The organism is Pseudomonas sp. IT-P395 (assembly GCF_949767675.1).
In the GTDB taxonomy this organism is placed as follows: Bacteria; Pseudomonadota; Gammaproteobacteria; order Pseudomonadales; family Pseudomonadaceae; genus Aquipseudomonas.
The window spans coordinates 34,911-48,119 of sequence record NZ_CATKPW010000016.1; the positions used below are offsets into that span (position 1 = coordinate 34,911).

Consider the following 13,209-nt stretch of genomic DNA (forward strand, 5'->3'; position numbering starts at 1 on the left):
TCAGTCGTGCAGGACGCTGGCGCTTCCGCGGTCGAACAACAGACCGGCCTGGGAGCCGACGGCAAAGCGCAGGCTTTGATCGACGCAATTGGGCGTACGCACGGTGAGGCGCGAACCGTCGCTGAGGCTGACCTGATATTGCAGATCGGTGCCGAGATAGATCTGCGCTTCGATCCGGCACGGCAGCGCGGCTTCAGTCGCGGCCGATACCAGATGCAAGCGCTCGGGACGTACTGACAGCGTGACGTTGGCGCCGACCTGCACATCGCTGCACGGTTGCGCCGGCAATGGATGACCCGCCGGGCCGGCGAACCACGCCTGACCGTTTTCCACGCGAGTGACGGTGCCTTCGATGAAATTGGTTTCGCCGATGAAGTCGGCGACGAAGCGATTGCGCGGGCGTTCGTAGATATCTTCCGGGCGTCCGACCTGCTGCACTTCGCCTTCGGAAAGCACGGCGATGCGGTCGGACATGGTCAGCGCTTCTTCCTGGTCGTGGGTGACGAAGATGAAGGTGATACCGGTCTTGGCCTGGATGGTTTTCAACTCTTCGCGCATCGCCTGGCGCAGCTTGAGATCGAGCGCCGACAGAGGCTCATCGAGCAGCAGCACTTTCGGATGCGGTGCTAAAGCGCGGGCGAGGGCGACACGTTGTTGCTGACCGCCCGACAGCTGCGCCGGTTTGCGATTGGCGAAGCGCTCCATCTGTACCAGCGCGAGCATCTCGCGCACACGCTCGGCGATTTGCGCCTTGGTGAGGACTTTGCCCATTGGGTGCGATTCGAGACCGAAAGCCAGGTTCTCGGCGATGGTCATGTGCGGGAACAGCGCGTAATGCTGGAACACCGTGTTGACCGGGCGCTGGAAGGGCGGGCGATCAGCGATGTTTTCGCCGTAGAGAATAATTTCGCCTTCGGTGGGAAATTCGAAACCGGCGATCATCCGCAGCAGCGTGGTCTTGCCGCAGCCGGAAGGGCCGAGAAGGGTGAAGAATTCGTTGTCGCGGATGTCCAGGTCGATGCTTTTCAGCGCCACCGGACCGGTCTGCGGATCACCGTAAACCTTGCGCACTGAGCGGATCGAGACCGCCAGCGTTTGCAGCGAATGCAGGGCATTCATGCGTTACCTCCGATTCCCCCATCGCCTGCGACTCGCTTTGCAAAGCGTTGCCGTCGGGCCATGGATATTATTTTTTTGGGCAGGATCGAGATTGCGTTCGGGTGTGAAACCAGCTGTTTTTTTGTTCTGCTGTGGCTCGATTATCAGCCAGGGGTTGCGCGGCGCGACACTTCAATTTAAACATGGCAGGTGTTAGTTAATTTAACAGCCGAAGGTGCCAGGAATCATGCCCGACCACCGTTTGCCGCCGCTCAACGCGGTGCGCGCCTTTGATGCCGCCGCCCGTTTGGGCAGCTACGTCGAAGCCTCGAAAGCCCTTCACGTGACCCAGCCTGCGATTGGCCGTCACGTGAAATTGCTTGAGGACTGGTTGGGCATTCAACTGTTCGAACGCACCTCACGCGGGGTCAACCTGACGCCGGCGGGGGAGAAGTACCACCGCAAGATCAGCGCTGCTTTGCAACTGATCATCGAAGCCGGCAAGGAAGCTCGGCCGAAAGATGCCGAGCGTTGGTTGCGGATCATGGTGGTGCCGGGTTTCGCCAAGCGCTGGCTGATGCCTCGGATCGAAGCGCTGCGGCATTTGCGCCCGGGATTGAAACTGGCGATCGAGCCGAATTCGACCTTCACCGAAGTGGATGGCAAGAGCGCCGATCTGGGCATCGTCTACGGCCTCGACGGGCAATATGCCGACTCGCGGGAGGCGCTGATTTGTCCTCGGGTTTTCCCGATCTGCACGCCGGCGTATCTGGCCAGCATTGCACCGATCAACAGCCCGGCCGATCTGGTCAGCCACGAGCTGATCCACGTCGATGACGGCGAATGGTGGAACCTGTGGTTCGCCGCCCACGACCTCGATATCCATCTCAATTCCGACATGCTCTACGTCAACAATGACCATGCGCTGTCAGTCGCCGAGAGTGGGCAGGGCATCGCACTGGCCAACGAGGTGCTGGTGCGCCATGAACTCGCCAGCGGCAAACTGGTGCGTGCGGTCGACGCTCAGGTGAAGCTGGAGAGTTATCGAGTGCTGACGCCGTCCGCCGAGCTCTCGGCGGATGTGGCGTGGTTCATTCAATGGCTCAAGGCTGAACTGGAAACGGACTTCCCCGAGGCCGTGATCAACTGAGGCGGAAGCGTGCGGTGTTGTCGCTCAGTGCCTTGCTGCCCTGGCTCAGGGTGTCTGCGGCGAGATTCACTGCGCGTGCGCCTTCGAGCAAACGCACGGCGGCCTGATCGACCTGCTGGATATTGCCGCTGACTTCATCGGCGGTGCTGGCCTGTTCCTCAACCGCTGTGGCGATCTGCGCCAACGTATCAGTGACGCTCTGCACCGCGCTGGCGATTTCGCCCAAACGTTCACCGAGGCCAGTGACCGACTCAGCATCGGTTTGCGCCTGGCCGCACGCGGCCTCCATCAGCGTCACGGCTTCGTTGACCGTGGCGCGCAGGCTATCGACCGTGCCGGCGATCTGCGCGGTGGACGACTGCGTGCGTTGCGAAAGGCTGCGCACCTCGTCGGCGACCACGGCGAAGCCACGACCCTGTTCACCGGCACGCGCAGCTTCAATGGCGGCGTTGAGTGCAAGCAAATTGGTCTGTTCGGCAACACCGCGAATGGTGTCGACGACCAATTGAATCTGCTGACCTTGTTCACTGACCCGGCCCAGTGCTGCTGCAGTTTCGTTCAAACGCTGATTGAGCTGCTGAATACTCGCCGTGGTGCGCTGGCTGTCGCGGCTGCTGTCGGCCGCGATGCGTCGGGTGTGCTGGGCGCTGCCGGAGGCCTGCTCGCAACTCTGCGCCACGCCTTGCGACGTCGCGGCCAGTTGCGTGGCAGCAGCGGCGATCTGGCTGATCTGCAACTGTTGCGCCTCGACTTCGCCGAGAGCGCCGCTGGAGTGTTCGTTGAGGCTGCGCACGGCATGGCTCAACTGCGAGGTTTCGTGATCGACACCGAGCATGCTCGCGCGCAGTTGCACCACGGCAACGTTGAGCGCGGTGCTGATCGCTGCCAGCTCATCGCGGCCCTCCACCGGTACTTGCAGACTGAGGTTGCCATCGCGCAGGGCTTCGGCGAGCAGGGTGATGCCGCTGGCGCTGCGACGGATCGAGGCTTGCAGGCAGACAAACAGATACAGCGCCGCGAGTAGCAGGCAGCCGAAAATGGCCGCGACGATGATGAACTGACGGATCGCCGAGCTGTGGTAGGCATCGAGCCGCTGATCCAGCGATACCAGTGACTGTTGGCGCAGGGCGGCGAGGTCAGTCAGCAGGGCATCAAGGTTGCGTTCGAAGTCTTCCGGTTTGAGCGTGATGCTGCCGCCGAACACGCCGTCATCCAGCACCTTCAGGCCGCTATCAAGGCGTTTCAGGCTGTCGTGGTATTGGCTGGCCCAGCTCTGCTGATCGTTCGGCAGGCGTGCCTCAAGTAGCGTGGCGGTTTTCACCAGTTGCTCGCGGGCATCACCGATGCGGCTGCGCAAGTCGCGCAACTGCAAACGGCTTTGCAGGGTGAATTGACCGGAGACCACCGAGGCTTGGCCGACTGCTGCGAGACGGCCGACGCGTTCGATCAGGTCTGGCGCGTGTTGCGTTGATATCTGCGTCAGCAGGTAGGTTTCAAGCCACGGTGCGAGGGTCAGGCGATTGTCCATGACGATCTGCTCGCGCAACGCTTGCAGAGCGCTGAGGGCATTGGTGAAACGGTCGTAACCGTCCGGCCACCAGCCGACGCCGCTGAGGCTTTTCGAGTCCAGACCATTGAGTGCGGTTTGCAGTGCCTGATAGCGCGTGAGGGTTTCGCCTTCAGCACCTTCATTCTTCAGGGCATTGCCCAAGTCCGTGGTGGCTTGCAGTACTGCAGGTTGTACCGCGTCGAATGCACCCATGGCGGCTAGGGTGGCCGGCGTCGGTTGGCGATTGGTTTCCGTGGCGCGCCAACGGGCGGCGCGGTCGCGTTGCGCGGCGAGCAGGTTGTCCAGCGCATCCAGCGCGAGCAACTGACGCACGCCGGCACGTTCGCCGGAAATCAGATTGAGCTTGTCGCGATAGTCCTGGCCGATCATCAACAGGCTGCCGGCCAACGGCAGAATGAACAGCAGAAACAACAACTGGAATTTACCTGCGAAGCCAAACCGCCCCAGCAATTTGATCCCCGGTGAAAGGAAAGCCTGCATGCCCCATGACTCCTCTGGACACCACGCACCATTGGCGTGCATCGCGGTCGCTCGACGTTGATGTTGTGCCCTGCTAAAAGGCCTCGAAAGTTCACTCTCGCCCGCTCTGTAGGCCGGCTCTGTAGCGAAACTTCCCATTGTCGGTGCCCTTTGTAAGGGCGCCGCGTTCAAGGGGAGAAGCAAGGCAAGATTCAGACCATGGCGTTGCGCTATCACCTATCCCTTGTAGGAGCTGCCGAAGGCTGCGATCTTTTGATCTGTGTTTTAACGGCAAGATCAAAAGATCGCAGCCTGCGGCAGCTCCTACATGATTCGGTCAGGTCAGTTAGTTAGCTGGCTAAGGGGATGGCGCTGACGCACCGAAAAATGGCACATTGACGCACCTGCCTGCGTGCACCCATCTGCTGTCCGGAAACTTCCATGGCTATCAGCAACGTTCAGACCGCCGCTGCCTCGGCGCCCGCTGCTCCGCAAAGCAGTCCATTGGTGATGCGTATCATCGGCGCGGTGGCGCTGGCGCATTTGATCAACGACCTGATCCAGTCGGTGCTGCCGTCGATCTACCCGATGCTCAAGGCCAATTACGGCCTGACCTTTACTCAGGTCGGCCTGATCACTTTGACCTTTCAACTGACCGCGTCGCTGTTGCAGCCGTGGGTCGGTTATCACACCGATCGGCATCCAAAACCGTGGTTGTTGCCGGCCGGTTCGATTTGCACACTGATTGGCATCGTGATGATGTCGATGGTTGGCAGTTTTCCCCTGATCCTGCTGGCGGCGGCGCTGATCGGTATCGGTTCCTCGACGTTCCACCCCGAAGCCTCGCGGATTGCGCGGCTGGCTTCGGGCGGACGCTTCGGTCTGGCGCAATCGACCTTCCAGGTCGGCGGTAACGCCGGTTCCGCGTTCGGTCCGTTGCTGGCGGCGGCGATCATCATTCCGTTCGGTCAGGGCAACGTGGCGTGGTTCGGTTTGTTCGCGGTGTTTGCGCTGTTCGTGCTGTACCGCATCAGCCGCTGGTACGCCCATCACCTCAATCTGTTCAAGCTCAAGGCCGGTCAGGCAGCGACTCACGGGCTGTCGAAGGGCAGGGTGACCAGTGCGTTGGTGGTGCTGGGGCTGTTGGTGTTCTCCAAGTATTTCTACATGGCCAGCCTCACCAGTTATTTCACGTTCTACCTTATCGAGAAGTTCGACTTGTCGGTGGCCAGTTCGCAACTGCACCTGTTCCTGTTTCTTGGCGCGGTAGCGGCGGGGACGTTCTTTGGTGGGCCGATTGGCGACAAGATCGGCCGTAAGGCGGTGATCTGGTTTTCGATCCTCGGTGTGGCGCCGTTTACGCTGCTTATGCCTCACGTTGATCTGTTCTGGACCAGCGTTCTCAGCGTGGTGATCGGCTTCATTCTGGCTTCGGCGTTCTCGGCGATCGTGGTGTACGCGCAGGAACTGGTGCCGGGCAATGTCGGGATGATTGCCGGAATCTTCTTCGGTTTGATGTTTGGTTTCGGCGGGATTGGCGCGGCGTTGCTCGGGCACTTGGCGGATATTCACGGGATCGAGTACGTGTATTTCCTGTGTTCGTTCCTGCCGCTGTTTGGCGTGTTGGCGATTTTCTTGCCGCGCACCAAAAATCCCTGATTCACACATTTCCCATTGTAGGAGTGAGCCTGCTCGCGATAGCGGTGTGTCAGTTACGGTTGAATTGACTGACACTCCGCTATCGCGAGCAGGCTCACTCCTACAAGGGATTGGTGGTGTGGCGGAAAATATTTCAGGCACAAAAAAGCCGCGTATCAAACGCGGCTTTTTCTTGGGCGTGTCGCTTACACGTTGAAGCGGAAGTGCATCACGTCGCCGTCCTTGACGATGTAATCCTTGCCTTCCAGACGCCATTTACCGGCTTCTTTGGTGCCGGCTTCGCCCTTGTACTGGATGAAGTCGTTGTAGGCGATCACTTCGGCGCGGATAAAACCTTTCTCGAAGTCGGTGTGGATCACGCCAGCAGCCTGAGGTGCGGTGGCACCGACTTTGACGGTCCAGGCGCGGACTTCTTCGACACCGGCGGTGAAGTAGGTCTGCAGGTGCAGCATTTCGTAACCGGCGCGGATCACGCGGTTCAGGCCAGGTTCTTCCAGGCCCAAGGCCTCAAGGAACATGTCTTTCTCTTCGCCGTCATCGAGCTCGGCGATTTCCGCTTCGATCTTGTTGCAGACCGGAACGACCATCGCGCCTTCTTCCTCGGCAATGGCGCGAACCACGTCCAGGTGCGGGTTGTTCTCGAAACCGTCTTCAGCGACGTTGGCGATGTACATGACCGGCTTGGTGGTCAGCAGGTGGAAGCCCTTGATCACTGCTTTTTCGTCAGCGCTCATGTTCTTCATCAGGCTGCGCGCCGGCTTGGCTTCGGTGAAGTGTGCGATCAGTTGCTCAAGCAATGCCTTCTGAACCACAGCGTCCTTGTCACCACCCTTGGCGTTACGCGCGACTTTCTGCAGTTGCTTCTCGCAGCTGTCGAGGTCGGCGAAGATCAGTTCCAGGTCGATGATTTCGATGTCGCGCTTCGGGTCAACGCTATTGGAAACGTGAATCACGTTTTCATCTTCGAAGCAGCGCACGACGTGAGCGATCGCGTCAGTCTCACGGATGTTGGCGAGGAACTTGTTGCCCAGGCCTTCACCTTTCGAGGCGCCGGCCACAAGGCCTGCGATGTCGACGAATTCCATGGTGGTCGGCAGGATGCGCTTCGGATTGACGATGGCCGCCAGTGCTTCCAGACGCGGATCCGGCATCGGCACGATGCCGCTGTTCGGCTCGATGGTGCAGAAGGGGAAGTTCTCGGCCGCGATACCGGATTTGGTCAGGGCGTTGAACAGGGTGGACTTGCCGACGTTAGGCAGGCCGACGATGCCGCAATTGAATCCCATGGTGTTTCCCCTCGGAGTAGAGTCAGGCCTTCTGGCTGTGCAGGTTTTTCATCGCGCGGTTCCATTCACCGGCGAGGATATCCGGCAGCACGCCGAGGGCAAAGTCGATGCTGGCATCGAGTTTTTCCTGTTCGGCGCGTGGCGCACGACCCAGGACGAAATTTGAAACCATATTGGCTACGCCCGGGTGGCCGATGCCAAGCCGCAGGCGATAGAACGTATTCTGATTGCCCAGTTGCGCAATGATGTCGCGCAACCCGTTGTGACCGCCATGGCCGCCGCCCTGCTTGAGCTTGGCAACGCCCGGAGGCAAGTCGAGTTCGTCATGCGCCACGAGGATTTCTTCAGGCTTGATGCGGAAGAAGCCGGCGAGTGCCGCCACGGCCTGGCCGCTGCGGTTCATGTACGTGGTGGGAATCAGCAGACGAACATCCTGACCCTGATGCGAATAGCGCCCGGTCAGGCCGAAATATTTGCGATCGGCGACAAGGTTGACACCTTGTGCGTCAGCGATGCGCTCAACAAAAAGGGCCCCTGCGTTATGCCGGGTCTGGTCGTATTCAGCGCCTGGATTTCCCAGGCCAACGATCAGTTTGATGGCAGTCACGATAGGGGCCCTTCCTTTGAGTGGTGAGTAACATCGCCGCGATCAGGAAAAGCGGCGAAAGTGGACGAAAAATGCTCATTTACCATGGATGTAAACTCCGCGTTCTCGCCCGCTTTCTCGCTACGTTCCAGTCCGCGATGTTCCTTGCTCACTCAGGCATGACAGAGTGAATTACTCTGCTGCGCCTTCTTCGGTAGCTTCTGGAGCAACACGTGGAGCGTGGACGTTGGCAACAGCCTTGTCATCGCCGTGTGCCAGAGCAACGAACTCAACGCCTTTAGGGGCTTTGAGGTCCGACAGGTGAATGATCGAACCGATTTCAGCGTCAGCCAGGTCGACTTCGATGAACTCAGGCAGATCTTTCGGCAGGCAGGTCACTTCGATTTCAGCAACAACGTGCGAAATCTCGCCGCCTTTCTTCACTGGAGCAGCTTCGTTGATGAAGTGCACAGGAACGATAGCGGTCAGTTTCTGGCCAGCGACAACGCGTACGAAGTCAGCGTGCAGCACGTGGCCTTTGGCTGGGTGACGTTGCAGAGCTTTGATGATGACGTTCTGCTTGGTGCCGCCAACGTTCAGCTCGATGATGTGGCTGTAAGCCGCTTCGTTTTCGAGCAGTTTGGCAACTTCTTTGGCCAGCATGCTGATGGATTCAGGGGCTTTCTCGCCACCGTAAACAACAGCTGGAACCAGAGCGGCGAGACGACGCAGGCGGCGGCTCGCACCTTTCCCCAGGTCGGAACGCACTTCAGCATTCAGAGTAAAATCGTTCATTTTGTATCTCCAAAATAGCCATGACCGAGTGGCGTTTGCGACCAGCGCCGAACACGGTATGGGCAAAAAAGCCCCGCCCCGGCAGGAATGCCGGGGCGGGGCGCTTTTCGTCAACGAGACATTTCGAGAAGGGCAGGGCCCTTAACGGAACATCGCGCTGATCGATTCTTCATTGCTGATGCGGCGAACCGCTTCGGCAACAACCGGTGCGATATCCAGTTGACGGATACGTGCACAGGCTTGTGCTGCAGCGGACAGCGGGATGGTATTTGTCACCACCAGCTCGTCCAGCACGGAATTTTCGATATTCTCGATGGCCCGACCCGACAGCACAGGGTGTGTGCAGTAGGCAAAGACCTTGGCTGCGCCATGCTCTTTCAGGGCCTTCGCCGCGTGGCACAGAGTGCCGGCGGTATCGACCATGTCATCGACCAGAATACAGGTACGCCCTTCGACATCACCGATGATATGCATCACTTCAGAGTGATTGGCTTTCTCACGGCGTTTGTCGATGATCCCGAGATCCACGCCCAGGGATTTGGCAACAGCACGTGCACGCACGACGCCACCAATGTCCGGGGACACGATCATCAGGTTTTCGAAGCGCTGATCTTCAATGTCATCCACCAGAACCGGGGAGCCGTAGATGTTATCTACCGGAATATCGAAGAAGCCCTGAATCTGGTCAGCATGCAGATCAACCGTGAGAACACGGTCGATGCCGACTACGGTAAGCATGTCAGCAACGACTTTCGCGCTGATAGCTACACGTGCGGAACGCGGACGGCGATCCTGACGGGCATAACCAAAATAAGGAATAACAGCAGTGATACGAGTAGCCGAGGAGCGGCGGAAGGCATCAGCCATCACTACCAGTTCCATCAGGTTATCGTTGGTCGGAGCGCAAGTCGGCTGAATAATGAAAACGTCTTTACCGCGAACGTTTTCATTGATCTCGGCTGTAATTTCGCCGTCGGAAAACTTACCGACAGAGATGTCACCGAGAGGGATATGCAGCTGACGTACAACACGCCGAGCCAGATCGGGGTTAGCGTTCCCCGTAAAGACCATCATCTTGGACACGCGCAGTACCTAGAGGCTGAGGGTAACCTGGATGAGTATAGAAAATGGCAGGGGCGGCTGGATTCGAACCAACGCATGGCAGGATCAAAACCTGCTGCCTTACCGCTTGGCGACGCCCCTGTATCTGTTGCATCAAGTGCCGAGCACCTGGTTCCTTTAGAGCAGACTTTGCAGTTTTCGGTGCAACATCGAAACGTTGCTGCCTTTGGCTACAAACCCTGTAAGGGTCTCTGTCAGAAGGGCCGAGACTTTATCAGCTTCAGCTTTGCTTGGGAAGCCCCCAAACACACAACTTCCAGTTCCGGTGAGTTTTGCTTCGGTAAATTTACCTAACAAATCCAATGCGTTACGTACTTCTGGATAACGCCTTGCAACCACCGACAAGCAGTCATTTCGACTGTTTCCCTCGGGAACGGGGCGCACTTTAATGGGCGGCGTGTTACGTGTCAACAAAGGATCGGAAAAAATTTCTGCCGTACTAACAGAGACTTGCGGCACGAGCACCAGATACCACGGTTCTTCGGGATCCACCGGGGTGAGTTTCTCGCCCACGCCCTCGGCAAACGCCGCATGGCCACGGACGAAAACCGGCACGTCGGCACCCAGCGTCAGGCCCAGAGTAGCCAGGCGATCTTCGTCCCAACCCAGCTGCCACAAATGATTCAGACCGAGCAAAGTGGTCGCCGCGTTCGAGCTGCCACCACCAATGCCGCCACCCATAGGCAGGACTTTATCGATCCAGATATCGATGCCGAGTGAACAGCCGGACTGTTGCTGCAGCATTTTTGCCGCGCGCACGATCAGGTTGCTGTCATGCGGCACGCCGACGAATTCGGTGTGCAGTTGAATCACGCCGTCATCACGCACGGCAAAAGTGATTTCATCGCCGTAATCGACAAACTGAAACAAAGTCTGCAACTCGTGATAACCGTCTTCACGACGACCGAGAATGTGCAGCATCAGGTTGAGTTTGGCCGGCGAGGGCAGGGTCAGGCGTGCAGCGGTCATGCGTTATTGCCCCAACTTGCGCGGTTGCCAGGTCTTGATCACCAGCGTGACGTCGAGGTCGGTGCCGTGCAGCTTGATGCGCTCGGGCAACCAGTAACCGTTTTGTTCGGTGTAGGCGGTGTATTCGACTTTCCAGCCATCCTGTTCCAGGTTGGCCAGACGACTGTCCGCATCCAGGTTCAGGCGGCTTTTGCTGTTCGGCGCCGGCAGGCCACGCACCCACCAGGCCAGATTCGACACCGGCAGTTTCCAGCCGAGCTGTTCTTCGAGCAGCGCTTCCGGCGACTCGGAGTCGTAGCGACCCTGATTGGCGACTTCCAGCGACACTTTGCCCGGCCGCCCGGTCAGGCGCGCGGCGCCACGACCCAGCGGGCCGGACAGACGGATGTCGTAATAGTCCTGACGTTGCAGCCAGAACAGCGTGCCGCTACCGGAATCTTTCGGTGCGCGGATGCCGATCTTGCCATCGATCTGCCAGCCATCGAGGCCGGTCAGTTGTTGTTTGTTCGCGGCCCATTGAGCCGGACTGCCGTGGCCCTCGACCGATTCGCGAGTGCCAAAACCCGAGCAGCCAGCGAGCAGGGCGATGAAGCTGAAAACAATAACGTGGCGCAAAAACATGAGTTAAAGAGTCTCGGATCCGGTCAGGCGCTTGATGGTGCTGCGCAGAATGGTACTGTCGGGCTGATCCTTGAGGAATTTGCCCCAGATTTGTTTGGCTTCACGCTGGTTGCCCTTGGTCCACAACACTTCGCCCAGGTGTGCGGCGACTTCGTGATCAGGGAAACGCTCCAGCGCCTGACGCAGATATTTCTCGGCGTCATCCAGGTTGCCCAGGCGGTAATTCACCCAGCCGAGGCTGTCGAGTACGGCCGGGTCTTCCGGATTGATCTGGTGTGCCTGCTCGATCAGCGCTTTGGCTTCAGCGTAGCGAGTGGTGCGGTCGGACAGGGTATAGCCCAGCGCGTTAAGGGCCATGGCGTTGTCCGGATCACGCTTGATGATCAGGCGCAGGTCTTTTTCCATCTGTGCCAGATCATTGCGTTTTTCCGCGAGCATGGCCCGGGTATAGAGCAGATTCAGATCGTCCGGGTATTGCAGCAAGGCTTGCTGCAAGACTTTCCAGGCCTTGTCGTCCTGTTTGTTGGCCGACAGGGTTTCCGATTCGATCAGGTACAACTGAATCGCGTAGTCCGGTTGTTCGTCGCGCTGAGCGGCGAGTTTGCTTTGCGCTTCAGCGGTTTTGCCGTTGTTCATCAGGATATCGGCCTGACGCAATTGCGCCGGCAGATAATCGTTGCCCGGGCCGACCTGGGCGTACTCGATGAGCGCGCCTTGCGGGTCGTTGCGTTCTTCGGCGATGCGACCGAGGTTCAGGTGCGCCGAATCGACGTGGCTTTCCCGGGCGATCAAGTCTTCCAGGTAACCCTTGGCCTCATCCCAGGCCTTGGCTTCCAGGCATACAAGTGCCAGCGAATAACGCAGTTCGTCGTCTTCAGGATATTGCTGAACAAGGCTGGAAAACTCGGCCTTGGCGTCGTCCATCCGGTCCTGTTCAACCAGCATGCGTGCGTAAGTCAGGCGCAAGCGTTTGTCGTCCGGGTACTTCTTGATGCTTTTTTGCAGCAGAGGCAGGGCTTCGTCGCCACGGTTGAGCAATTGCAGCAGACGTGCGCGCAGCAGAATCGGCGCAATCTCGCCTTCTTCCGGCGGATGGTCTTCAAGCAATGCCAGTGCCGCTTTGTTGTCGCCATCCTGTTGCAACAACAGGGCCTTGCCGAAAATCAGCTGGCTGTTGTTCGGATGACGCTGCAACAAACGGTCAAAACTTTTCATCAGGCCGTTGCGGGTTTCCTGATCGGTATCCGCTGCCGACAGCGCGAGGAAGTCGAAATGGGTATCGCCCTTGCCCTGCAGGACTTTCTCCATATAGACCATCGAGTCGTCGTAACGCCCGGCGCGCGCCAGTTGCACGGCAGCGGCGCGTTGCGCTTCGAGGTCGTCTGGGGCGTTTTTCGCCCAGATCTGCGCGGTATCAAGGGCCGGTTGATCGGCGCCGAGATATTCGGCGATACGGAATGCGCGCTCGGAGACGCCCGGATCCTGGGTGTTGATGGCCTGGGTCACGTAGTTGTCCAGGGCAATGTCGAAACGATTGCGCTGGCCGGCGAGTTCGGCGCTCAACAGACTGAAAACGGTTTCCTCGCTGAACGAGCTGTAAACCTTGGGCTTTTCAGGCGCGGGCGTGGTGTCTTCAACCGACGGCGTACCGTCCGGCGAAACGGGAGCCAAGGCCTGGCAGCCGCTGAGGAAGACAAAAGCGAGGAGCAACGCGGAAGATCTATTCATATAGGAAGAGGACGACTAACCTGCGGTCGGATCATCATGACACAAGCCTTCGGCCAAACATAACCGAGACTCAATTGTGCCCATTATAGGGGCTGACGATTGGGACAATAGTCAGCGGTAGTTGTTCTGAATCTTTCGAAGGTGGACAATTGCCGGCTTCACGTCA

General features: G+C 58.7%; 11 protein-coding genes and 1 tRNA gene. 2 read left to right on the forward strand and 10 right to left on the reverse strand.

The genetic code is table 11. From position 1 onward, the window contains the following. The gene (locus ACM6IN_RS14115) at nucleotides 1-1,119 is read right to left on the reverse strand and encodes an ABC transporter ATP-binding protein (RefSeq protein ID WP_414916228.1); all 1,119 of its coding nucleotides are present in this window, start codon (nucleotides 1,117-1,119) and stop codon (nucleotides 1-3) included. Nucleotides 1,120-1,345: 226 nt separating this feature from the next. Between ACM6IN_RS14115 and ACM6IN_RS14120 the strand changes: the two genes are divergently transcribed. Next, the gene (locus ACM6IN_RS14120) at nucleotides 1,346-2,248 is read left to right on the forward strand and encodes a LysR substrate-binding domain-containing protein (protein ID WP_007912910.1); all 903 of its coding nucleotides are present in this window, start codon (nucleotides 1,346-1,348) and stop codon (nucleotides 2,246-2,248) included. Here ACM6IN_RS14120 and ACM6IN_RS14125 read toward each other — a convergent pair. Next, nucleotides 2,241-4,298, reverse strand: a complete 2,058-nt coding sequence (locus ACM6IN_RS14125; protein ID WP_007912908.1) for a methyl-accepting chemotaxis protein — start codon at nucleotides 4,296-4,298, stop codon at nucleotides 2,241-2,243. The genes ACM6IN_RS14120 and ACM6IN_RS14125 overlap by 8 nt on opposite strands. Nucleotides 4,299-4,718: 420 nt before the next feature. On the opposite strand from ACM6IN_RS14125, the gene ACM6IN_RS14130 reads away from it, so the two are divergent. Then, on the forward strand, nucleotides 4,719-5,936 hold the full coding sequence (locus ACM6IN_RS14130) for an MFS transporter (protein WP_414916229.1): 1,218 nt from the start codon (nucleotides 4,719-4,721) through the stop codon (nucleotides 5,934-5,936). Between the two features lie 185 nt (nucleotides 5,937-6,121). On the opposite strand, the gene ychF is transcribed toward ACM6IN_RS14130, so the two are convergent. The 8 genes from ychF to ACM6IN_RS14170 form a co-directional block, all read right to left on the reverse strand. Then, nucleotides 6,122-7,222 carry a redox-regulated ATPase YchF gene (gene ychF, locus ACM6IN_RS14135; protein WP_007912904.1) on the reverse strand — a complete coding sequence of 367 codons (1,101 nt, stop codon included), beginning with the start codon at nucleotides 7,220-7,222 and terminating at the stop codon, nucleotides 6,122-6,124. Between the two features lie 22 nt (nucleotides 7,223-7,244). Continuing rightward, complete coding sequence (gene pth, locus ACM6IN_RS14140; protein WP_414916230.1) at nucleotides 7,245-7,829, reverse strand: aminoacyl-tRNA hydrolase; 585 nt, start codon at nucleotides 7,827-7,829, stop codon at nucleotides 7,245-7,247. Between the two features lie 171 nt (nucleotides 7,830-8,000). Then, nucleotides 8,001-8,603 (reverse strand): 50S ribosomal protein L25/general stress protein Ctc, encoded by a 603-nt coding sequence (locus tag ACM6IN_RS14145; RefSeq protein WP_007912900.1) that lies wholly within the window; start codon nucleotides 8,601-8,603, stop codon nucleotides 8,001-8,003. Nucleotides 8,604-8,744: 141 nt separating this feature from the next. Further along, on the reverse strand, nucleotides 8,745-9,686 hold the full coding sequence (locus ACM6IN_RS14150) for a ribose-phosphate pyrophosphokinase (protein ID WP_003171603.1): 942 nt from the start codon (nucleotides 9,684-9,686) through the stop codon (nucleotides 8,745-8,747). Between the two features lie 45 nt (nucleotides 9,687-9,731). Continuing rightward, nucleotides 9,732-9,806: transfer RNA gene (locus tag ACM6IN_RS14155), tRNA-Gln, on the reverse strand. 36 nt (nucleotides 9,807-9,842) lie between these two features. After that, nucleotides 9,843-10,694: a 4-(cytidine 5'-diphospho)-2-C-methyl-D-erythritol kinase gene (gene ispE, locus ACM6IN_RS14160; protein ID WP_414916231.1), complete on the reverse strand. Its 852-nt coding sequence runs from the start codon at nucleotides 10,692-10,694 to the stop codon at nucleotides 9,843-9,845. Between the two features lie 3 nt (nucleotides 10,695-10,697). Then, entirely contained in the window at nucleotides 10,698-11,315 is a 618-nt protein-coding gene (gene lolB / locus ACM6IN_RS14165; RefSeq protein ID WP_007912895.1) for a lipoprotein insertase outer membrane protein LolB, read from the reverse strand. Between the two features lie 3 nt (nucleotides 11,316-11,318). After that, complete coding sequence (locus ACM6IN_RS14170) at nucleotides 11,319-13,043, reverse strand: tetratricopeptide repeat protein (RefSeq protein WP_414916232.1); 1,725 nt, start codon at nucleotides 13,041-13,043, stop codon at nucleotides 11,319-11,321. Nucleotides 13,044-13,209 lie beyond the last annotated feature (166 nt).

Bases quoted from the DNA above. Each gene is read 5' to 3' on its own strand.
- lolB (WP_007912895.1), bottom strand. From the start codon at position 11,315: ATGTTTTTGCGCCACGTTATTGTTTTCAGCTTCATCGCCCTGCTCGCT.
- ACM6IN_RS14120 (WP_007912910.1), top strand. From the start codon at position 1,346: ATGCCCGACCACCGTTTGCCGCCGCTCAACGCGGTGCGCGCCTTTGAT.
- ACM6IN_RS14125 (WP_007912908.1), bottom strand. From the start codon at position 4,298: ATGCAGGCTTTCCTTTCACCGGGGATCAAATTGCTGGGGCGGTTTGGC.
- ychF (WP_007912904.1), bottom strand. From the start codon at position 7,222: ATGGGATTCAATTGCGGCATCGTCGGCCTGCCTAACGTCGGCAAGTCC.
- ispE (WP_414916231.1), bottom strand. From the start codon at position 10,694: ATGACCGCTGCACGCCTGACCCTGCCCTCGCCGGCCAAACTCAACCTG.
- ACM6IN_RS14170 (WP_414916232.1), bottom strand. From the start codon at position 13,043: ATGAATAGATCTTCCGCGTTGCTCCTCGCTTTTGTCTTCCTCAGCGGC.
- ACM6IN_RS14145 (WP_007912900.1), bottom strand. From the start codon at position 8,603: ATGAACGATTTTACTCTGAATGCTGAAGTGCGTTCCGACCTGGGGAAA.
- ACM6IN_RS14130 (WP_414916229.1), top strand. From the start codon at position 4,719: ATGGCTATCAGCAACGTTCAGACCGCCGCTGCCTCGGCGCCCGCTGCT.
- ACM6IN_RS14115 (WP_414916228.1), bottom strand. From the start codon at position 1,119: ATGAATGCCCTGCATTCGCTGCAAACGCTGGCGGTCTCGATCCGCTCA.